The sequence below is a fragment of the Salinicola salarius genome, from assembly GCF_002179555.1.
GTDB lineage: Bacteria > Pseudomonadota > Gammaproteobacteria > Pseudomonadales > Halomonadaceae > Salinicola > Salinicola salarius_A.
On record NZ_NHOU01000006.1, the window covers coordinates 110,591 to 130,230 of the forward strand.

At 61.5% G+C, this 19,640-nt stretch carries 20 protein-coding genes; 15 read left to right on the forward strand and 5 right to left on the reverse strand.

Annotated elements, in window-relative coordinates:
* The first annotated feature begins 96 nt into the window (after nucleotides 1-96).
* The 10 genes from CCD76_RS06900 (at nucleotide 97) to CCD76_RS06945 (ending at nucleotide 6,633) form a co-directional block, all read left to right on the forward strand.
* Nucleotides 97-648 (forward strand): adenine phosphoribosyltransferase, encoded by a 552-nt coding sequence (locus tag CCD76_RS06900; RefSeq protein WP_071230149.1) that lies wholly within the window; start codon nucleotides 97-99, stop codon nucleotides 646-648.
* Nucleotides 649-701: 53 nt separating this feature from the next.
* Nucleotides 702-1,190 carry a xanthine phosphoribosyltransferase gene (gpt, locus tag CCD76_RS06905; protein WP_087718876.1) on the forward strand — a complete coding sequence of 163 codons (489 nt, stop codon included), beginning with the start codon at nucleotides 702-704 and terminating at the stop codon, nucleotides 1,188-1,190.
* Nucleotides 1,191-1,208: 18 nt separating this feature from the next.
* Nucleotides 1,209-1,898 carry a uracil-DNA glycosylase gene (ung, locus tag CCD76_RS06910; protein WP_087718804.1) on the forward strand — a complete coding sequence of 230 codons (690 nt, stop codon included), beginning with the start codon at nucleotides 1,209-1,211 and terminating at the stop codon, nucleotides 1,896-1,898.
* A 57-nt stretch (nucleotides 1,899-1,955) separates the two neighbouring features.
* Nucleotides 1,956-2,585, forward strand: coding sequence for a uracil phosphoribosyltransferase (upp, locus tag CCD76_RS06915; protein WP_087718805.1), 630 nt, complete (start codon nucleotides 1,956-1,958; stop codon nucleotides 2,583-2,585).
* Nucleotides 2,582-3,202: a molybdenum cofactor guanylyltransferase MobA gene (gene mobA, locus CCD76_RS06920; RefSeq protein ID WP_087718806.1), complete on the forward strand. Its 621-nt coding sequence runs from the start codon at nucleotides 2,582-2,584 to the stop codon at nucleotides 3,200-3,202. The genes upp and mobA overlap by 4 nt, the downstream gene beginning before the upstream one ends.
* Entirely contained in the window at nucleotides 3,195-3,770 is a 576-nt protein-coding gene (gene mobB, locus CCD76_RS06925; protein ID WP_087718807.1) for a molybdopterin-guanine dinucleotide biosynthesis protein B, read from the forward strand. The genes mobA and mobB overlap by 8 nt, the downstream gene beginning before the upstream one ends.
* Nucleotides 3,771-3,901: 131 nt before the next feature.
* The gene (moaC, locus tag CCD76_RS06930; RefSeq protein WP_087718808.1) at nucleotides 3,902-4,717 is read left to right on the forward strand and encodes a cyclic pyranopterin monophosphate synthase MoaC; all 816 of its coding nucleotides are present in this window, start codon (nucleotides 3,902-3,904) and stop codon (nucleotides 4,715-4,717) included.
* A gap of 16 nt (nucleotides 4,718-4,733) precedes the next feature.
* Entirely contained in the window at nucleotides 4,734-5,195 is a 462-nt protein-coding gene (gene moaE, locus CCD76_RS06935; RefSeq protein ID WP_087718809.1) for a molybdopterin synthase catalytic subunit MoaE, read from the forward strand.
* Nucleotides 5,192-6,181, forward strand: a complete 990-nt coding sequence (moaA, locus tag CCD76_RS06940) for a GTP 3',8-cyclase MoaA (protein WP_087718810.1) — start codon at nucleotides 5,192-5,194, stop codon at nucleotides 6,179-6,181. Before moaE ends, moaA begins: the two co-directional genes overlap by 4 nt.
* A gap of 161 nt (nucleotides 6,182-6,342) precedes the next feature.
* Complete coding sequence (locus CCD76_RS06945; RefSeq protein ID WP_087718811.1) at nucleotides 6,343-6,633, forward strand: H-NS family histone-like protein; 291 nt, start codon at nucleotides 6,343-6,345, stop codon at nucleotides 6,631-6,633.
* A gap of 263 nt (nucleotides 6,634-6,896) precedes the next feature.
* Here CCD76_RS06945 and CCD76_RS06950 read toward each other — a convergent pair whose 3' ends face one another.
* Entirely contained in the window at nucleotides 6,897-8,585 is a 1,689-nt protein-coding gene (locus CCD76_RS06950) for a ribonuclease J (protein WP_256961184.1), read from the reverse strand.
* Nucleotides 8,586-8,848: 263 nt separating this feature from the next.
* On the opposite strand from CCD76_RS06950, the gene purU reads away from it, so the two are divergent.
* Nucleotides 8,849-9,697 (forward strand): formyltetrahydrofolate deformylase, encoded by an 849-nt coding sequence (gene purU / locus CCD76_RS06955; RefSeq protein ID WP_087718812.1) that lies wholly within the window; start codon nucleotides 8,849-8,851, stop codon nucleotides 9,695-9,697.
* Between the two features lie 17 nt (nucleotides 9,698-9,714).
* Here the strand turns inward: purU and dinB are convergent, their stop codons facing one another.
* On the reverse strand, nucleotides 9,715-10,788 hold the full coding sequence (gene dinB, locus CCD76_RS06960; protein ID WP_087718813.1) for a DNA polymerase IV: 1,074 nt from the start codon (nucleotides 10,786-10,788) through the stop codon (nucleotides 9,715-9,717).
* A 19-nt stretch (nucleotides 10,789-10,807) separates the two neighbouring features.
* Nucleotides 10,808-11,461 carry a transcriptional repressor LexA gene (lexA, locus tag CCD76_RS06965; RefSeq protein ID WP_087718814.1) on the reverse strand — a complete coding sequence of 218 codons (654 nt, stop codon included), beginning with the start codon at nucleotides 11,459-11,461 and terminating at the stop codon, nucleotides 10,808-10,810.
* Between the two features lie 237 nt (nucleotides 11,462-11,698).
* Here lexA and CCD76_RS06970 point away from each other — a divergent pair, with 237 nt between their 5' ends.
* The 3 genes from CCD76_RS06970 (at nucleotide 11,699) to CCD76_RS06980 (ending at nucleotide 14,119) form a co-directional block, all read left to right on the forward strand.
* Nucleotides 11,699-12,367, forward strand: coding sequence for a TetR/AcrR family transcriptional regulator (locus CCD76_RS06970; protein ID WP_087718815.1), 669 nt, complete (start codon nucleotides 11,699-11,701; stop codon nucleotides 12,365-12,367).
* Between the two features lie 87 nt (nucleotides 12,368-12,454).
* On the forward strand, nucleotides 12,455-13,471 hold the full coding sequence (nagZ, locus tag CCD76_RS06975) for a beta-N-acetylhexosaminidase (RefSeq protein WP_087718816.1): 1,017 nt from the start codon (nucleotides 12,455-12,457) through the stop codon (nucleotides 13,469-13,471).
* 75 nt (nucleotides 13,472-13,546) lie between these two features.
* Nucleotides 13,547-14,119, forward strand: coding sequence for a hypoxanthine-guanine phosphoribosyltransferase (locus tag CCD76_RS06980; RefSeq protein ID WP_087718817.1), 573 nt, complete (start codon nucleotides 13,547-13,549; stop codon nucleotides 14,117-14,119).
* Nucleotides 14,120-14,192: 73 nt separating this feature from the next.
* Here the strand turns inward: CCD76_RS06980 and ppsR are convergent, their stop codons facing one another.
* Nucleotides 14,193-15,026, reverse strand: a complete 834-nt coding sequence (gene ppsR, locus CCD76_RS06985) for a posphoenolpyruvate synthetase regulatory kinase/phosphorylase PpsR (RefSeq protein WP_087718878.1) — start codon at nucleotides 15,024-15,026, stop codon at nucleotides 14,193-14,195.
* A gap of 272 nt (nucleotides 15,027-15,298) precedes the next feature.
* Between ppsR and ppsA the strand changes: the two genes are divergently transcribed.
* A complete protein-coding gene (gene ppsA, locus CCD76_RS06990; protein ID WP_373419406.1) occupies nucleotides 15,299-17,677 on the forward strand; it encodes a phosphoenolpyruvate synthase in 2,379 nt (792 codons plus the stop codon).
* Between the two features lie 107 nt (nucleotides 17,678-17,784).
* Here the strand turns inward: ppsA and CCD76_RS06995 are convergent, their stop codons facing one another.
* Nucleotides 17,785-19,599, reverse strand: coding sequence for a glycerophosphodiester phosphodiesterase (locus tag CCD76_RS06995; protein ID WP_087718819.1), 1,815 nt, complete (start codon nucleotides 19,597-19,599; stop codon nucleotides 17,785-17,787).
* Nucleotides 19,600-19,640: the final 41 nt, after the last annotated feature.

The window sequence follows — 19,640 nt, forward strand, 5'->3', positions numbered from 1 at the left end:
TTGGCTTGGGTAACATAGGCGCCTTTGCGCCAGGATCAATCGTTTTGCGATTTATCGTTCTTCGGTGCGCCGTGTTCGGTCAATGGAGTTTCTTCGATGAGCAGCAGTATCTACGGCGACTATATCAAGTCGGTCATCCGCACAGTGCCCGATTGGCCTCAGCCCGGCGTCAATTTTCGTGATATCACGCCGCTGCTTCAGAACAGTGCCGCGTTTCGCAAGCTGATCGACAGCTTCGTGCATCGCTATCAGGAGCTCGAGGTCGATGCCATTGCGGCGATCGACGCGCGCGGGTTCATCGTCGGTGCGCCGCTGGCCTACGAGCTGGGCTGCAGCTTCGTGCCGGTGCGCAAGAAGGGCAAGCTGCCGTTTCGAACCATCAGCGAGACGTACACGCTGGAGTATGGCGAATCGACGGTCGAGCTCCATGCCGATGCGTTTCGCGAGCGTGACCGTATCGTGCTGATCGACGACATCATCGCTACGGGCGGCACCATGCTGGCAGCCGCGTCGCTGATCCAGCGCAGCGGTGGCCATGTCGTCGAGACGGCAACCATCCTCGATCTGCCGGAACTGGGCGGCTCGGCCAAGATTCGTGAGGCCGGCTATAGCGTCTTCGCGGTTTGCAGTTTTACCGAAGACGAATGATTCCTGCCGCCGCCATCGCCCGATGGTGGCCCGATCAACAGGTTGGACCTGCCATGACCGTCAATCGCTATCACCACCATTTCACCGTTTCCTGGGATCAGATCCATCGCGATGTCCGGGCGCTCTGTCATCAGCTCGTCGAGCGAAACTTCCAGGGCATCGTCGCGATTACGCGCGGCGGCTTGATTCCGGCAGCATTGATCGCCCGCGAGCTCAATATCCGTCTCATCGATACCGTCTGCATCAAGAGCTACGACGAACAGTCCCAGGGCAAGCTGGACGTCATGAAAGGCGTCGACCACGATGGCGACGGCTGGCTGCTGGTCGATGACCTGGTGGATACCGGCAAGACCGCCCGGGCCGTGCGCGAGATGCTGCCCAAGGCGCATTTCGTTACCGTCTACGCCAAGCCGGAAGGGCGGCCGCTGGTCGACCAGTACCTGACCGAAGTGGCCCAGGACTGCTGGATTCAGTTCCCATGGGATCTGGGGCATGCCTACGTCGAGCCTCTGGTGGATCAGGTGCGTTCGCCAAAACCCTGACCGATGCGGAGCGAGTCGATGCCTCAATCCCCGTTACCCGATAGCTGGAACGCTCATCTCGGCGAGGAATTCAGTGCGCCTTACATGCAGGCGCTGCGCGCCTTTCTCGCCGAGGAAAAGGCGGCCCACAAGGTCATCTATCCTCATTCTTCCAACTGGTTTCGCGCTTTCGAGTTGACGCCGCTGGAACAGGTCAAGGTGGTGATACTGGGACAGGATCCCTACCACGGGCCCAACCAGGCTCATGGGCTCTGCTTTTCGGTACGTCCGGGCGTGCCGACGCCGCCCTCGCTGCAGAACATCTACAAGGAGTTGGCAACGGATGTCGGCACGAGTCCGGTCAATCACGGCTTCCTCGAAAGTTGGGCTAGCCAGGGCGTGATGCTGCTGAACAGCGTGTTGACGGTGGAGCAGGGCAATGCCGGCTCCCATCGCAATCGCGGCTGGGAGACCTTCACGGATCGTGCCATTCAGGTCATCAACGAACACTGCAGCGGCGTGGTGTTCCTGCTTTGGGGCAGTTATGCCCAGAAGAAGGCGAGCTTCGTCGATCGTGGCAAGCATCTGGTGCTGCATGCCCCGCACCCTTCGCCGCTGTCGGCGCATCGTGGATTCTTCGGCACGCGCCACTTCTCGCAAGCCAACGCCTTTCTTCAGGAACGCGGCGCGGCGCCCGTCGACTGGCAATTGCCCGTCAGCGTCGCCTGACCCCCGGCTCGTCGCGTACAATACCGGCGTTTCCTCCATTTAGACGAAGGCGCCATCATGAGTGTGCATCCCATCTCCCACCCCCTGGTCAAACACAAGCTCGGACTGATGCGGGCGGCCGACATCAGCACCAAGAGCTTCCGTGAGCTGGCTTGCGAAGTGGCGAAGTTGCTGACCTACGAGGCGACTCAGAACCTGGAGGTGGAACCGGCGACCATCGAGGGATGGAATGGTTCGCCGATCGATGTCGAACAGATCAAGGGCAAGAAGGTCACCATCGTTCCCATCCTGCGCGCCGGCCTGGGGATGCTCGATGGCGTGACCGACCTCATTCCCAGTGCGCGTATCAGCGTCGTGGGGCTCTATCGTAACGAAGAGACGCTGGAGCCGGTTCCCTATTTCGAGAAGTTCGTGAGCGACCTGGACGAACGTCTGGCGATCGTGATCGACCCGATGCTGGCCACCGGGGGATCGATGGTGGCTACGCTGGACATGCTCAAGGAGCGTGGCTGTCAGCAGATCAAGGTGATCGTGCTGGTCGCCGCTCCGGAAGGGATCGAGCGGGTGCAGAAGGCGTATCCCGATATCGAGATCTACACCGCGTCCGTCGACGAGCGTCTCGACGAGAACGGCTATATCGTCCCTGGGTTGGGTGACGCCGGCGACAAGATCTTCGGTACGCGGTGATCGAGCGTGCCGAGGTCACGGGAGTGCTGCTCGCGGGAGGGCGCGGGCAGCGCATGGGAGGCGTCGACAAGGGCTGGCTGAGCCTCGGTGGCCGACCGCTGGTCGGGCATGCGTTACAGCGCCTCTCGCCTCAGGTCGGTCAGATCGTCATCAGTGCCAACCGTCACGTGGATCGCTATCGGCGTCTGGGCTACCCCGTGGTATCCGATCCGATGCCCGACTATCCCGGCCCATTGACCGGCGTGCTGGGTGCCCTGCAGACGGTTTCCACGCCTTGGGTTCTGTTGGCGCCCGTGGACATGCCCTGGCTGCCGGCCGACATGCTGAGCCGACTTGCGAACGGGATCGGCGAGGCGGATATCGCGGTCGCGCATGATGGCGAGCGGCTGCAGCCCTTGATCGCGCTGGTGCGCAGCTCGCTACGAGAGGATCTGTCGCAATGGCTGGAGGCGGGCGGCGGCAAGGTCGTCGCCTGGTATGATCGGCATCGCTGGTGCCAGGTCGACTTTTCGGCCCACCGCGCACGGTTGGCCAATCTCAACACCCCGCAGCAGCATGCCTGGGCGGAGCAGCACGAGGCTCACGTGAACGCGTCGCAGGGCAGCCATGATGGATAGCGGCGTCGAAGGGCTCGAATGCGATATTCCCTTGCTGGGTATCGCCGCCTGGAGTGGCACCGGCAAGACGACACTGCTGGAAGCCTTGCTGCCGCGACTGCGCGAACGGGGCTGGCCGACTGCCGTCATCAAGCATGCCCACCACGAATTCGATGTCGATAAGCCCGGCAAGGATAGCCATCGTCTGCGCGAGGCGGGAGCCGCGCCGATGGTGGTGGCGTCCGGCAGCCGTTTTGCGCTGATGATGGAAACGCCCGGTCGACAAGAGCCCGATCTGCCGCTGTTGGTAGCGCAGGTTGCGACCCTGAAGCCCGCGTTGATTCTGGTCGAGGGCTTCAAGACCTGGCCTATCCCCAAGCTCGAGCTGTATCGCGGTGACCACGACCGGCCGCTGGCTGCCGGCACCGATCCCTGGGTTCGGGCGCTGGCCTGCAAGCCGGAGGAGATGCCTTCCGAGATTCTCGATCGGTTGCCGGCGGGGATGGCATATCTGGATCTGGATGATCTCGATGGCATTCTTGACTGGATCGTCGATTGGGCAGCGGGACAGCGCAGCGCAAAGCGCTGAATGGCAGCGGTGCAAATTGCTGAAACCCTGGAATGTCCCCGAATCTTGCCCGATGAATGACAGGCGTCGTTACGCCATCCACACTACACTCAACGTTTGATCCAATGACTGGAAAGCGAGGCGAATTCAGTATGACGCTCACGCATCTCAACGCGCGTGGTGAAGCGCACATGGTCGATGTCGCCGACAAGCAGGAGACGCGGCGGGAGGCACGGGCGCGTGGCAGCGTTCATATGCAGGCAGCGACCCTGGCGCTGTTGTCCGAGGGCGGGTTGCCTAAGGGCGATGTTCTGGCCACGGCGAGAATCGCCGGCATCCAGGCGGCCAAGCGGACCCATGAACTGATACCGCTCTGTCACGCCTTGGCACTGTCGAAGGTCACCATCGAATTTACGCTGGATGCGGCCGAGAACTGCGTTCATGTCGAGGCATTCTGTCGGCTCAATGGGCGCACTGGCGTCGAGATGGAAGCGCTGACGGCGGTCTCGGTGGCGTGCCTGACGCTCTATGATATGTGCAAGGCAGTCGACAAGGGCATGACCATCGACGGCGTACGTCTGGAAGAAAAGCGCGGCGGACGTTCGGGGAACTGGTCGCGGGAGCCGATGCCCGAGGCGGCGGTGGCGTCTGACAATGACTCGTCGCCGGAAGCGGAAGTGTCAGCGGAAGAGTCGGCTGCGATATCGCCGACGAGCGGAGTGAAGATTCAGTTTCTGGCAGAGCTGCGCGAGCGCTTCGAGACTGCCGAGTATGTTCTGGAATGGGCCCGGCTTCCTTCCCATGACATTGCCGGCATCAAGCTGGCATTGATCGACCAGGATCCGAAGTACAAGGCGTTGCTGAATCAGCGTGTCCTGTGCGCGCGCAACGAAGCCATGAGCCAGAACGAAGCTGCGATTGCGCCGGGTGACGAAATCGCGTTCTTTCCTCCGGTTACCGGCGGTTGAACGAGAAGGAGCCGTCATGAAGATTGCCATCAACGTACAGGAAGACGCTTTTGACACCAGGGTGGAACAAGAGCGTCTGACGGAAGGGCGTTCCGATATCGGTGCCATCGTCAGCTTTACCGGGTGGGTCAGGGATTTCAACGAACGACCTGATGTCACTGCACTGACGCTGGAGCATTTTCCCGGAATGACGGAGAAGGCGCTGCATGAGATCGGCATCGAAGCCGGGCAACGTTGGCCACTGCAGGGCGTTACCATCATTCATCGGGTCGGGCGTCTCGCACCCGGGGATGCTATCGTGCTGGTCATGACTGCCAGTGCGCACCGCCGCGCGGCGTTCGAGGCGTGCGATTTCATCATGGATTATCTGAAAACACGGGCCCCTTTCTGGAAAAAGGAGCATACCGATAACGGCTCTTACTGGGTGTCCGAACGGCAAAGCGACCGCGAAGCCGCGAGTCGCTGGGAGCATTCATGACCGTTTTGATAGACAAGTTCTCGCGTCAGGTTCGTTATGTCCGGATCTCGGTGACGGATCGGTGCGATTTTCGCTGCGTCTACTGCATGAGCGAAGAGATGACCTTCCTACCTCGCGCAGAGGTTCTGTCGCTGGAAGAGCTGTCGCAGGTGGCGAGAGCCTTCACGGAGCTGGGCGTGGAAAAGATTCGCCTGACCGGCGGCGAGCCTCTGGTGCGCAAGGGGATCGATGATCTGGTAACGGATATCGGCGCGCTGCCGGGGTTGAAAGACTTCGCCATGACGACCAATGGTGCCGGGCTTCGTCGTCACGCCCGGGCGTTGCGTGAAGGTGGCATGACTCGTCTCAACGTCAGCCTGGATTCGCTGGATCCGGAACGTTTCAAGCGGCTGACGCGAACGGGAGATTTGGCCAAGGTCATCGACGGCATTCATGCGGCGCAGGATGCCGGCTTCGAGCGTATCAAGCTCAATGCGGTCATATTGCGCGGTCGCAATGATGACGAGATTCTCGATCTGGTGGACTTCGCCCGCGAAGAGCAACTGGATATCAGTTTCATCGAGGAAATGCCGCTGGGTGATGTATCGGATCATTCCCGTGGCGAGACTTTCTATTCCAGCGACGACGTTCAGACATCGATCGAGTCTCGCCACGCTCTGATTCCGTCGCCGGAAACGACATTGGGGCCCTCGCGTTACTTCCGGATGCCCGACAGTGACAGCCGGGTGGGTTTCATCTCGCCTCATAGTCATAACTTCTGCAGTACCTGCAATCGGGTTCGCGTGACGGTCGAAGGCCGATTGCTGCTCTGCCTGGGCAACGAGCATTCGGTGGATCTGCGTGACACCTTGCGCCGTTATCCGGGAGAGCTGGAACCCTTGAAGGATCAGATTATCGCAGCCATGGATTTGAAGCCGGAGCGCCATCACTTCTCGACTGATGGTGACGTACAAGTTGTCCGCTTCATGAATATGACCGGCGGTTAATGCACTTTTCTCCCTGCCCCCCCAAAACATTTTCTCGACAAAAGGCACGCGAATAACGCGTGCTTTTCTGATTTAATTTCTTGCCAAAAAGGGCAGTAAGAATATACTTTTATCAAAACAGTCGGTGTAATGCCGTATCGGAATCTAGCAAGGAGAGGACGATGTCCACCGAATCACTGGAACGCATTGCTCGCAACAAGAACGTTGCTCGAGCTGCAGCGCGTCAACTGAGCATGGAGCAGTTGCACAAGCTGTCCGAAGTCATCGGGGAAGTGATCGAACAGAAGCAGCAGGAAGATCATCAACGCCTGCGAGAGGAAGCCGACAAGCAAAAGAAGTTGGCTGAGATCCGCGAGGCGATGAACAATGCCGGATTGTCTATGGATGATCTTGTCGGTGAGCAGCCGCGCAAACGCCGGGGTCGTCCGCCCAAGAATGCCAGCAAGGGCTGATTCCGCGCGTGATGCCATGTCGCGTGGTGTTGCCTGTATGGTCGCACGCGACGTAGCTGCCGACTGAGTGACTCTATCGGGTCTCTAATGTTCGTTTTATATAAAGCGCGTCTGCTGTAAAGCAGGCGCGCTTTTCTGTTTAAGCACATCCGAGGTGCCGGCCAAACTTCTTTCTCTAGGCACCTGACCTGGCTATTTCGAAATACGCTTGTGTTCGTGCGATATATCAAACCAGGTTTACGCCGCTTTCACGGCAGCAGGCGCTAGCGTGAGGATGCCGTGCGCACTTCATACTCCGGCTGAGGGTCGACCGGCATTAATTGAAGGTGAATTTCCGGGAGAACGGGAAGGTGGTCCTGTAGCCAGTCACGCAGCGGGCCGAAGAGCTGTTGCCGCAGTTGCAGCAGCGTATCCGCCTTGATCGAATCTACGCGCTCATCGAGCCAGTCAGCCAGGGCGTCCTCGTCCAGGGGTAGCGATATTTCGCTATCCCACATCAGCCGGCCGATTCGAGTCCAGCCCGTCGCGGTCGGTAGCACGTTCATTGCAATCGACAGCGAATGCGCGTGCTGACGAGCGGAAACCGGATGCATGCGCTCACCGGGACGGGCGCGCGAGGCAATCAGTTGCGGTCGTAGGTGGTGCTGAGCTCTGGGTACCAACGTTTCCGCTTCCAGGGCAAGCACGGCGCCGTTCTTGACCAGTTGGGGGACTTCAATGCCGAGCTCGGACGCCAGTTCGCGATGGGCTTCCTGGTGCGAGGCTTCTCCATGCACCGGCAGCAGCAGTTTTGGCTGTATCCAGCGGTAGAGCTGACGCAGCTCTTCTCGCGCCGGATGTCCCGAGGCGTGAAGGGCAGGATCGGTATGTTCGTCGTGCACGTTGACGCCGAGCCTTTTGAAGCCGGCCTTGAGCCGTTCGATGGGGCGCTCGTTGCCCGGAATGGCCCGGGCCGAGAAGATGACGTCATCGCCCGGTTGCAGGTCCAGGGCGGGGTGCCTGCCCTGGGCCATGCGTGACAATGCCGAACGGGGCTCGCCCTGACTTCCGGTGGCGATGATCAGGACTTCCTCGGGAAGGAGGTAGCCGAGATCGTTCGCCGGCACTCGGGACGGGAAGTCATCCAGATACCCGAGTTGCAGGGCAATCGACACCATGCGTTCCATCGAACGGCCCAGCAGTGCCACTCGCCGCCCGCTGCGTTCCGCAATGCCGCCCAGCGCCTTGATCCGGGCGATATTGCTGGCGAAGCAGCTGACGATGACACGACCGCGACAGTTGCGGATGACCGCCTCCAGCGCGCTTGCGGCTTCCGCTTCGCTGCGCGAGTGGCCTTCCACATCGGCGTTGGTGGAATCCGCCACCACCAGGTCCACCGGAGCCAGCGCCTGGAATTGGGCGGCGGATAGCGGCGGGCCGATGAGCGGGCGCTGGTCCTGCTTCCAGTCGCCGGTATGCAGAATGCGATGGCGCGGCGTGATGATCGAGAGGGCGCAGCTTTCCGGTATCGAATGCGTCACCGGCAAAAAGGTGACCTCGAAAGGGCCGGTCGTCACGCTGGCGCCGGGCTGGATAGGCTTGAGCGCGTCGGTCTTGAGCCCCTGTTCGATGAACTTGGCTCGCAGCAGCTCGAGGGCCAGCGGGGTGGCGTAGACGGGGCAGTTCCAGCGTGGCCAGATCCAGGCGAGGGCGCCAAGGTGGTCTTCGTGGCCGTGGGTGATGTAGACGGCAGAGGGCACCATCGCCTGGGTTGCCAGATGCTCGACATCGGGAATCTGCAAAGGCTGATCCGGCAGATCCTGACGAATCATCATGCCGCAGTCGACGGCTATCCAGTCGTTTTCGTAACCATAGAGCGACAGATTCATGCCGATCTCACCGCAGCCACCCAGAGGGTGGAACAGCAGTGGTGGGTAAGTGCGGGGGCGGATCTGCGCGCGCGGACGAAACATCGGCATCCTTAAAGGGTGAAATCTGGCTTCACTATAAGTCATGCGTCTCGACCCGCTCAAACCCATCGCGGCGCTGGCCGACGCTCGGCATTGGGGTACAATGCCGCTCTCGCTGACGTGGCAGGCCGTGCCGGGGCGCGCCGAGCCCTATCCGTTGTGCTGAACAGGGCTCCAGGGCGTTTCCGAACCAGGGCATGTTTTCGAGTCAAAGCGTCTTTTCGAGTCAAAGCGTCTTTTCGAGTTAAAAAATAGTTCCGAGAGCCATGTCGCACAATTACCGTTTGATCGTTTCCTGTCCCGATCGCGTGGGCATCGTTTCGCGCGTGTCGGGCTTCATCGCTGCCCAGAACGGCTCGATCGTCGAAGCCAACCAGCATTCCGACCTGGATACGGGGCGCTTTTTCATGCGTTACGATATCCAGTCCAACGCCCTGAGCGCGGATGCTTTCCGGGCTTCGTTCGCGCCGATTGCAGATGAGTTCGAGATGGACTGGCGGCTGAGCGATTCTGCCCGCCGCCCGCGGGTGGTGATCATGGTGTCGCGGGAGTCTCACTGCCTGGTCGATCTACTCTACCGCTGGTCGGCCGGAGAGCTAGACTGTGACATTCCTTGCGTGATCTCCAATCACGAGGATCTGCGGCCGCTGGCGGCGTGGCACGGTATCCCGTTCCATCACGTGCCGGTCGATCCTCGGGACAAGGGTCCCGCCTTCGCCCGGACCGAACGTCTGATCGAGGAGGCCGAAGCCGATAGCGTGGTCCTTGCCCGCTACATGCAGATCCTGCCGCCGGATATCTGCCAGCGCTACGCCGGGCGTGTGATCAATATCCACCACAGCTTTCTACCGTCGTTCGCTGGCGCCAAGCCCTACCATCAGGCGTTCGATCGTGGCGTCAAGCTGATCGGCGCGACCTGCCACTATGTCACCGAAGAGCTCGATGCAGGGCCGATCATCGAACAGGACATCCAGCGCGTATCGCACTGCCACACGCCGCAGGATCTGGTGCGCCTGGGGCGTGACGTGGAGAAGTCGGTGCTCTCGCGGGGGCTGCGCTGGCACCTGCAGGATCGGGTGCTGATCCACGGCAACAAGACCGTAGTGTTCTCGTGATGCCTATTGCTTGAGGCTCATGGCGACACCGAGCCGGGATCGGTGTCGTCGAACAGCCCGAGCTGGCGCTGGTCCGGTTCCGGCATCAGACGTACCCCGACGCCCAGCAACCGAACCGGCCGCTCTCCCCGACGCCAGGCGCTCTTCAGCAGTTCATGGAACCGTGCGTGGACGATACCGCGAGCGCCTGTTTCCTGCGTCGTGCTGGCAAAGTCATTGAAACGAATCTTGACGAACTGCTTGGCAATGGCCGGGTCGCCGTGCCGTGCCAGGCGGTCGTGGAGCTTCTCGATTAGAGGCTCCAGTGCCTGGTGACAGTCGACGAGACCGGGAAGATCGTGGTCGTAGGTAGTCTCGACACTGACCGATTTGCGTTCGCGGGAGACGTTGACCGGCCGCTCGTCGATGCCGTGGGCCAGCTCATATAGCCTCTGGCCGAACTTGCCGAACTGATCCAGTAGCCGGTCCAGCGGCTGGGTTCGCAGGTCGTGGCAATTGGCGATTCCCATGGCATCGAGTTTGGCGGCCGTCGCCGGGCCGACACCGTGAAGCTTCTTGACGGGGAGATCGGTGATGAAAGACTCCGTTTCCTCCGGCGGGATCACGAACAGGCCATCGGGCTTGTCCCAGTCACTGGCGATCTTGGCGAGAAACTTGTTGGGCGCGGCGCCGACCGACACGACGATTCCCGTTCGTGCGAGTGCCTCTTCCTTGAGCCAGCGGGCCATCCAGGTAGCGCTGCCCTGGAACTGCGTGACCGCCGTGACGTCGAGATAGGCTTCGTCGAGAGAGAGCGGCTCGACCAGCGGCGTCAGCTCGTGGAAGATGGCCTGAATCTGTCGCGAGACTTCGCGATACTTGTTGAAGTCCGGCGATAGCACTTTCAGTTGAGGGCAGAGACGTACCGCCCGTGCCGTGGGCATCGCGGAGTGTATGCCGTACTTCCTGGCCGGATAGTTGCAGGTGGCGACGACACCACGACGATTGGCGCTACCGCCGATCGCCAGGGGGATATCTCTCAGGGCAGGATTGTCACGCATCTCCACGGCAGCATAGAAGCAGTCGCAGTCGGCATGCAGAATCTTGCGCATGAAACCGGAGGCCCGCGCCTCAATGCAGGCCGGAGCCGTTGCCGCCGCGGATGACGCCGACCCCCAACCCCTCGATTTCCAGGTGCTGGTGTTCGAGATCGACTACGATCGGCGCGAAGTCGGCATTCTCGGCGCTCAACGTGACGCGATTGCCTTCGCGCTGGAAGCGTTTGACGGTGACGTCGTCGTCTATCCGGGCGACGACGATCTGGCCGTCGCGTATCTGCTGGGTGCGGTGCACGGCAAGCAGGTCGCCGTCGAAGATGCCGGCATCCTTCATCGAGAGACCGCGTACGCGGAGAAGGTAGTCGGCACTCGGCGAAAAGTAGTCGGCCGGCAATGGACAGTAGCGATCGATATGCTCGGTGGCGAGAATCGGGCTGCCGGCCGCGACGCTCCCGATGATCGGCAAGCCGGGAGACTGGGGCTGGGACTCCGCGGGCTCGGTCTCGTTGCCATTGGCCGGCAGCCGGATGCCGCGGGACGTTCCGGGGATCATGCGGATGACGCCTTTTCGGTCCAGCGCCCGCAGGTGTTCCTCTGCAGCGTTGGGAGAGCGAAAGCCCAGGGCCCGAGCGATTTCGGCCCGCGTCGGGGGGTAGCCGAATTCGCTCATCGTCTTGACGATGAAGTCATAGACGTTTTGCTGCCGTGCGGTGAGCGGTCTCGCCATTGGTTTCTCCCGGGCCTGTGCCATCATTGTGATCGTCGATCAGGCGTGTTCATGTATACAGCCTGGAATTGTATCCAGTCATTGCCGGTGAGGGAAGTCCTTCGGCGCTCGAGTCGTCGGCGTTGCGACTTGGGCCCGACCAAATGCTGGATTGTGCCTCTTGTCGCGGAATGATTAGAATCGTAATCGTTCTAAGTTGTTGTTCTTTGGTTGCCGTTCTCTGGCGCGAGGTATGACATGGCCCAACCCGATACCGTTACGCGTATTCTCGATACGGCGGAGGTCCTTTTTGCCGAGAAGGGTTTCGCCGAAACCTCGCTGCGCAACATCACTACGCGGGCCAAGGTCAATCTGGCCGCGGTGAATTACCATTTCGGATCCAAGAAGTCTCTCATCCAGGCGGTGTTTGCCCGCTATCTCGATCCGTTCTCCGAACGCTTGAACGCGGCGCTCGACGAGCTGGAGGCCCGCTATCAGGGCAAGCAGGTACCGCTGGAAGTGCTGCTCGAGCAGCTCGCTATCACGGTTCTGGAGGTGCCCGCCGAGCGCAACAGTCTCAAGGTGTTCATGAAGCTTCTGGGTCTGGCATATGCGCAGGCGCAGGGCCATCTGCGGCGCTATATCCAGGAGCATTATGGCGAAACCTTTCGTCGCTTCGTGGAGTGCCTGCGTCTGGCAACGCCGGACCTCCCCGATGCCGAAAGGTTCTGGCGCCTGCATTTCATGCTGGGCACCGTGGTCTTTACCTTGTCCGGCCTGGATGCCTTGCGGGATATCGCCGACAGCGAGTATCAGGAGCACATGTCGGTACGGGAACTGATCCGGCATCTCCGTCCCGTGGTGGTTGCCGGCATGCAGGCACCGCTACCCGAGTCGCTGGAGAAGCTCGGTTCGGCCGCCGAGTAGGCCAATGGGCCCCAGTAGCGGGCTGCCTCTGTCATGCATCCCCCGTGTCGTCTAGAATCGGGCGCTCAATGGTCTCAGGTGTTTGCTATGACTCAACCTCTCGGTCCGGTCATGCTGGATGTCGAAGGCACTCGGCTACGTGATGAAGAGCGGCAGTTGATCTCTCGTGCAGAGGTCGGCGGCGTACTGTTGTTTGCTCGAAATGCACCGGACGTTGCCACTACCCAACGGCTGATCGGCCAGATCCGCGAATGTCGTCCCGATATCCTGGTTGCCATCGATCAGGAAGGTGGCCGGGTACAGCGATTGAAGGAGGGAGTGACACAAATTCCGTCCATGGCCACGCTGGGGCGGCAATTCGCCGAGTCTCCCGAAGCGGCGCTGACGCTGACGCAGGATACTGGCTGGCTGCTGGGTATGGAGATGGCGGCCTGCGGCTTCGATGTGACCTTTGCCCCGGTTCTGGATCTCGACGACGACCAGTCGCCGGCCATCGGTTCGCGGAGTTTTTCGCCGGATCCCGAGGTAGTGACGGCCTTGGCTGGCGCGTTCATCGAAGGGCTTCACGAGGCGGGAATGGTGGCGATCGGCAAGCATTTTCCCGGCCATGGCGGGGTGCGCCAGGATTCCCACTTCGATGTTGCGGAAGATCCGCGCTCGCTGGCGGAGCTGCGCGAGCACGATCTGATTCCTTTCACCCGGCTGGCCGGCAAGCTGGATGGCATCATGCCGGCGCATGTCATCTATTCGGCCTTCGATGATCGGCCGGCCGGGTTCTCGCCCAGCTGGCTCGGCATGCTGCGGGAGGAGCTGGGTTTCAAGGGCGCCATCTTCTCGGATGACCTGACCATGGCCGCGGCGCATGCCGCCGGATCGCCCAGCGAGCGGGCCGAGGCCGCCTGGAGCGCCGGTTGCGACATGGCCGTGATCTGCAACGCGCCCGATGCGGCGCGCGAGGTCGTTGCCGCCTGCGAAGGCCGGCAGGCCCAGCGCATCGCCAAGCTGCGCTATGCGCGCGCGCGTCCCAGCCTCGAATCGCTGGCCGCCATCTCCCGATGGCGGCGTACCCACGTACGTCTGGAAGCGCTCAGCGAATCCGAATGACGTGCACCGTTTCTCGTTCTTCGGCGGCAGCGCTCGATGGTCTGCCGCCGCTCATTGTATGGTGAATCGTAAACGATGACTCAATCCCCACCGATCGACGCCCTGAGCTCGATGCAGGAAGTCATGGACAGTGCGGACTGTCTGATCGATCAGGCTCAGGTCGAGCGAGCGCTCGATCGCATGGCGACCGATATCACGCGCGAACTGGGAGACAAGCTGCCGGTTTTCTACTGCGTCATGAACGGTGGTCTGATCACCACCGGGCATTTGCTGACGCGGCTCGGGTTTCCCCTGGAAGTCGATTATCTCCACGCCACGCGCTATCGCGGCGGAATTCGAGGCGGTGAGTTGTTCTGGCGGGTGTCACCGGAAGTACCCATGGCCGGTCGTCACGTGGTGATCGTCGACGACATCCTCGACGAAGGAGCCACGCTGGCGGCGATCCTGGATTACTGTCGGCAAGCTGGCGCGGCGAGCATTTCGACAGCGGTTCTGGTCGACAAGCGTCATGATCGCAAGGCCTCGCCCGATCTCAAGGCCGACTATTGCGGCCTGGAAGTCGTCGACCGCTACGTCTTCGGTTTCGGCATGGACTACAAGGGCTACTGGCGTAACGCGCCGGGAATCTTCGCGCCCAAGGGGATGTGACGCGCGCCCGACCTGTTGGCGATTTCCCAATCTCCTCTTGTTCACAATCTTCTCTTGCTCCGTTTCGGCCCGCTCAACGCGGGCTGAATCGTCTCTGTAGCCCGGTCTCGTTCATCATCCGCGTCGAGATCTCCTCGATCGAGAAGCGGGTGGTATCGATGTAGGGAATGTTGTGGCGCCGATAGAGCGCTTCGGCCTGGCCGATCTCCTGCATGCATTGATCCATCGAGCAGTAACGGCTGTCGGGCCGGCGTTCGGTGCGAATGGCCGATAGTCGGCGAGCATCGATGGTCAGTCCGAACAACTTGTGACGATGCTTGGCCAGCGATGGCGGCAGGTTGAGGATGCCGTTGTCGTCCAGGTCGTCTTCCGTCAGCGGATAGTTGGCCGCGCGGATGCCGAACTGCAGCGCCAGGTAGAGTGAAGTCGGCGTCTTGCCGCACCGGGAGACGCCGATCAGGATCACGTCCGCCTCCTGGTACTGGTGCGTGCGCGCACCGTCGTCGTTGTCCAGCGCGAAATTCACCGCCTCGATACGATGCATGTAGACATCGTCGCGGCCGATCGCATGGGTTCGGCCGACGGTGTAGGTCGAATGGGTCTCCAGTTCTTCTTCCAGCGGGGCGAGAAAGGTGGAAAAGATATCGACCTTGAACGCCGATGCCTGGGAGACGATGTCGCGAATCGACTGATCGACGATGGTGTCGATGACGATGGGGCGCATGCCGTCGCGTTCGCCGGTCGCTTCGATGATGCTGACCAGCGAGCGTGCCTTGTCGAGCGTGTCGATGTAGGGCTTGGTGACCTGGATGAAATCCGTATTCTCGAATTGCGAGAGCAAGCTGCGACCGAGCGTTTCTGCGGTAATGCCGGTACCGTCGGAGATGAAGAAAGCGGTGCGGGGCATGGCGTTCATCCGTGTGTGTCGATGGCTCATTGTCGGCCGAAATTCCCTGTCCGGGCAACTCGTTGTCGTCCTGGGCGCGGCTTCCCGTGGTCGACTACAGAAATCCTGAAAAACTCGGGATTCTTGTAGAAATACTCCAAACTCTACGCCTTTAAACTTCTGGCTAAGCCGAAAATCGCCTGTTAGCTTCTGGCTCCATCGAGGTGCAGCGGAACGCGCCACATGCCGTTGAAGATGGTCCGTGGACCATGGCCGGACGAGACTACCAGGAGATGACTTTGGAACCGTTCATCATCACTTTCGAGCAATTGGGGATGTCCGACGTCGAGCGCGTCGGTGGCAAGAATGCGTCGCTGGGAGAGATGATCTCCAACCTGGCGGACGCTGGCGTCACCGTGCCGGGCGGGTTCGCGACCACGGCGCATGCCTATCGCGAGTTTCTGGCCCATGACGGCTTGAACGATCGAATCAACGCAGAGCTCGCCAGGCTCGACGTCGACGACACCGAAATGCTGGCCAAAGTGGGTGAGAAAGTCCGGCAGTGGGTGATCGACACGCCGTTGCCGCCCGCCTTCGAAAGCGCGCTGGCCGACGCCTATCAGACGCTGCAGGCGAAGCACCCCAATCTCAAGGTGGCGGTGCGCTCTTCGGCGACGGCAGAGGATCTGCCCGATGCCTCGTTCGCCGGGCAGCAGGAAACCTTCCTCAATATCGACGGTTTCGACAACGTCAAGCGGGCGGTCCACGAAGTCTTTGCCTCGCTGTTCAACGATCGCGCCATCTCCTATCGTGTGCACCGCGGCTACGCCCACGAGAACGTGGCGCTTTCCGCCGGTGTGCAGAAGATGGTGCGCTCCGAGACGGCAGCGTCCGGCGTGATGTTTACCCTCGACACCGAATCCGGCTATCGGGATGCGGTCTTCGTCACCGGTGCCTGGGGCCTGGGCGAGACGGTCGTGCAGGGTGCGGTCAACCCTGACGAGTTCTACGTGCACAAGCCGACGCTGGCGGCCGGCAGGCCTGCCGTGCTGCGCCGTACGCTGGGTTCCAAGCGGATCAAGATGGTCTACACCGATGACGCCGCGGCGGGCCGGTCGGTCAAGACCGTCGATGTCGCCCATGCGGACCGCCAGCGGTTCTGCCTGAGTGACGAAGACGTGATGGAGCTGGCGCGCCAGGCCGTGACCATCGAACAGCACTACGGCCGGCCGATGGATATCGAATGGGCGCGTGACGGCGACGACGGCAAGCTCTATATCGTCCAGGCCCGACCGGAAACCGTGGTGTCGAATCTCGAAGGTGGCACGCTGGAGCGGTTCACGCTCAAGAGCAAGAGCCGCGTGCTGGTCGACGGTCGCGCCATCGGTCAGCGCATCGGCCAGGGCAAGGTCAAACTGGTGGAATCGCCGGAAGACATGCATAAGGTGCAGCCCGGCGACGTGCTGGTGACCGACATGACCGATCCCGACTGGGAGCCGATCATGAAGCGGGCCTCCGCCATCGTCACCAATCGCGGTGGTCGAACCTGTCACGCGGCGATCATCGCCCGCGAACTGGGCATCCCGGCGGTAGTCGGCTGCGGTGATGCCACCGAACTGCTGGAAGACGATGTCGAGGTGACGGTTTCCTGCGCCGAGGGCGATACCGGCCATGTCTACCAGGGCAAGCTCGACTTCGACTGCCAGACCACCAGCGTCGACGCCATGCCGGAAATTCCGTTCAAGATCATGATGAATGTCGGCAATCCGGACCGGGCTTTCGCCTTTGCGGGACTGCCCAACGAAGGTATCGGGCTGGCGCGGCTGGAGTTCATCATCAATCGCATGATCGGGGTGCATCCGCGCGCGTTGATGGACTACGACACGCTCTCGCCTGACCTGAAGCAGACCATCGATCTCCGCACGGCAGGCTATGCCGATCCGGTCAGCTTCTATGTCGACCGGCTCGTCGAAGGGATCTCTACCCTAGCGGCGGCGTTCTATCCCAAGCGCGTGATCGTGCGGCTGTCGGACTTCAAGTCCAACGAATACGAGAACCTGATCGGCGGCAAGCTCTACGAGCCGGGCGAAGAGAACCCGATGCTCGGCTTCCGTGGCGCCTCGCGCTACATCTCCGACGATTTCCGCGCCTGTTTCGAGCTGGAGTGCCGAGCCTTGAAGCGCGTTCGCGACGAGATGGGGCTGAACAACGTCGAGATCATGGTGCCGTTCGTGCGTACGCCCGCCGAAGGCAAGGCCGTCGTCGATCTGCTCGAAGCCAATGGTCTCAAGCGTGGAGAGAACGCTCTCAAGGTCATCATGATGTGCGAGTTGCCCTCGAACGCGCTGCTGGCAGACGAGTTTCTCGAGCACTTCGATGGATTCTCCATCGGCTCCAACGACCTGACGCAGTTGACGCTGGGGCTGGATCGCGATTCCGCCATCATCGCGCACCTTTTCGACGAGCGTGACCCTGCGGTCAAGAAGCTGCTGTCGATGGCGATCCAGGCCTGCAAGGCACAGGGCAAGTACGTGGGGATCTGCGGCCAGGGCCCGTCGGATCACCCGGAACTGGCCAAGTGGCTGATGGAGCAGGGGATCGATTCCGTGTCGCTGAACCCGGATGCAGTGCTGGAGACCTGGTTCATGCTGGCGGGCGAAACGCTGGGCTGAGCCCGACGACAGAACCACCGAGCCGGTGCGATACTCTCGCGCCGGCTTTTTTCTGCGCAGAGATATTGTCCGGGGCCGTTGGCATCTGTGCCGCGAGCTGCGTTGCCTCAGGTGCGAATCCAGTTGCGCAACTTCACCAGCAGCAGTTCGCCGTCGGACATCTCGCGGCGCTCTTCCAGAATGCCGGTCAACGCGTCGGGTCGATCGGTAATAATGTTGTCGACGCCCATGTCGATATAGCGCGACATGTCGCCAATCCCGTTAACGGTCCATACCGCGACTTCACGGCCCGTGTCGTGGATGGTTCTCAGCAAGCTCGGTGTGGCCTGAGTGTGGCGCAATCCGATGATATCGGCATCGGTGGTATTGAGCGCGCCGGGCAGCACGAATTGCAGAAAGAGCGTGGTGCGGATGTCGTCGTCGATCGTCTTGACCCGTTCGATGACCTCCGGCGACAGCGAGGCGAGGACGGCCCGGTCCGCCATGTCGGCAGCGTTCAACTGCGCGATCACCTTGCGGGTCAGTTCCTCGGCCGTGCCGGGCGCGGGCTTGAGCTCGACGTAGAGCCCGATACGGCCCCGTGCGTTGTCGAGAATCTGCTGAAAGGTCGGGATACGTTCGCCGACGAAGGCATCGCCGAAGTAGGAGCCGACGTCGACCTGTTCGATCTCCGCCAGTGTCATGTCGCTGATCCGGCGGTCGACGCCGGTCAGTCGGCTCAGATCGTTGTCGTGGGACACGACGATCCGGCCGTCACCGCTCAGACGCACGTCCAGCTCCAGGTAGTCGGCACCGTCGGCAATGGCCTGGTTCATCGATGCCAGCGTATTTTCCGGCGCTACCAGCGAACTGCCGCGATGGGCGGTAATGGTGACATGATCGTTTATCTCGAAGCCGTGCAGTATCCAGCCCGCCTGGCCGAGCGCGAAGATCAGCAGCAGGATCTCCGCGCCCCAGGCGATGACGCCGGAACGTTGAGGCGTCGCGGCAGGGCGGAACACGGTGGCTCGACCCACGGCGCGATGATAGAGCGTGATCACCAGCAGGCTGTTGGCCGCGATACCCAGGAACGTGAGCGCGATGGTGGCGACGATATACAGCGCCAGATAGGTCAGCATGGCGGGCACCAGCACGCTGTTGCGTTCCGGTAGATGGCCGAGCAGTACGCCGCCCAGAGCATTGAAGCTCAAGGAGAAAACGATCGGTATGGCTGCCACGAGCAGTGCGATGCCGACCACCAGCAGTGCCATGGGGAGACGTCGCCCCTGGGTCAGTTCGCGGCTGCGCTTCAGCGCGGCAACGGGTTTCAGGTTGTCGAGCATCATCGCCGGCAGTGCCAGGAACCAGCGAAAATAGAGGGCGGCGCTCAGCAGGACGAGGATCAGAAAGATGGGCGTGGCGACGGCCAGGAACTCCCACAGGACCGGCGGCTTGAGATGAATCAGGATGTAGGGTTCGATATCACCGAGCATGACGTCATAGAGGTGGGCCAGCCCTACGGCAAACGGCGCGGCCAGAAGCAGATGGCTGCCTACCTGAAGAAAGGTGAGCGCCACCAGCGCCGGGAATCGGCGCAACACGTGCCATAGCGAGCCCATGGCCGCCCGATAGCGGTTGCCGGCCGGGTTCGAGACGACGAGCATCATCCCGGCCTGTTGAAGGAAGATCACCAGGAAGCTGAGCCCCGTTGCCGTGAGCAGCCATATCAACCCCCAGGGCGAAAGCGCAACGTCCAAGATCTGACCGTTGCTGAGCACCGGGCGACCGATGCGGTGAAGCAGGCCGGAGAGGGTGTTGGCCGACAACGGCACCCAGACGGCCGATGCCAGCAGCGTGAAGAAGAGATGAAAGGCGACCAGCGAGCGCAGATGGACGCGAATCTGTCGGGCGATGTCCTGAATCAGTGATCGAGGGGCTAGCATGGCTTGGAGGCGGCGTTCCTTCCTGAATCGAGTGGGTGCGG

Coding starts and splice junctions, on each gene's coding strand:
- ppsR (WP_087718878.1), bottom strand. CDS start 15,026: ATGCCCCGCACCGCTTTCTTCATCTCCGACGGTACCGGCATTACCGCA.
- CCD76_RS06945 (WP_087718811.1), top strand. CDS start 6,343: ATGTCCACCGAATCACTGGAACGCATTGCTCGCAACAAGAACGTTGCT.
- moaC (WP_087718808.1), top strand. CDS start 3,902: ATGACGCTCACGCATCTCAACGCGCGTGGTGAAGCGCACATGGTCGAT.
- mobB (WP_087718807.1), top strand. CDS start 3,195: ATGGATAGCGGCGTCGAAGGGCTCGAATGCGATATTCCCTTGCTGGGT.
- moaA (WP_087718810.1), top strand. CDS start 5,192: ATGACCGTTTTGATAGACAAGTTCTCGCGTCAGGTTCGTTATGTCCGG.
- CCD76_RS06995 (WP_087718819.1), bottom strand. CDS start 19,599: ATGCTAGCCCCTCGATCACTGATTCAGGACATCGCCCGACAGATTCGC.
- lexA (WP_087718814.1), bottom strand. CDS start 11,461: ATGGCGAGACCGCTCACCGCACGGCAGCAAAACGTCTATGACTTCATC.
- dinB (WP_087718813.1), bottom strand. CDS start 10,788: ATGCGCAAGATTCTGCATGCCGACTGCGACTGCTTCTATGCTGCCGTG.
- CCD76_RS06980 (WP_087718817.1), top strand. CDS start 13,547: ATGACTCAATCCCCACCGATCGACGCCCTGAGCTCGATGCAGGAAGTC.
- moaE (WP_087718809.1), top strand. CDS start 4,734: ATGAAGATTGCCATCAACGTACAGGAAGACGCTTTTGACACCAGGGTG.
- gpt (WP_087718876.1), top strand. CDS start 702: ATGACCGTCAATCGCTATCACCACCATTTCACCGTTTCCTGGGATCAG.
- ung (WP_087718804.1), top strand. CDS start 1,209: ATGCCTCAATCCCCGTTACCCGATAGCTGGAACGCTCATCTCGGCGAG.
- CCD76_RS06970 (WP_087718815.1), top strand. CDS start 11,699: ATGGCCCAACCCGATACCGTTACGCGTATTCTCGATACGGCGGAGGTC.
- CCD76_RS06950 (WP_256961184.1), bottom strand. CDS start 8,585: ATGTTTCGTCCGCGCGCGCAGATCCGCCCCCGCACTTACCCACCACTG.
- purU (WP_087718812.1), top strand. CDS start 8,849: ATGTCGCACAATTACCGTTTGATCGTTTCCTGTCCCGATCGCGTGGGC.
- CCD76_RS06900 (WP_071230149.1), top strand. CDS start 97: ATGAGCAGCAGTATCTACGGCGACTATATCAAGTCGGTCATCCGCACA.
- nagZ (WP_087718816.1), top strand. CDS start 12,455: ATGACTCAACCTCTCGGTCCGGTCATGCTGGATGTCGAAGGCACTCGG.
- upp (WP_087718805.1), top strand. CDS start 1,956: ATGAGTGTGCATCCCATCTCCCACCCCCTGGTCAAACACAAGCTCGGA.
- ppsA (WP_373419406.1), top strand. CDS start 15,299: ATGACTTTGGAACCGTTCATCATCACTTTCGAGCAATTGGGGATGTCC.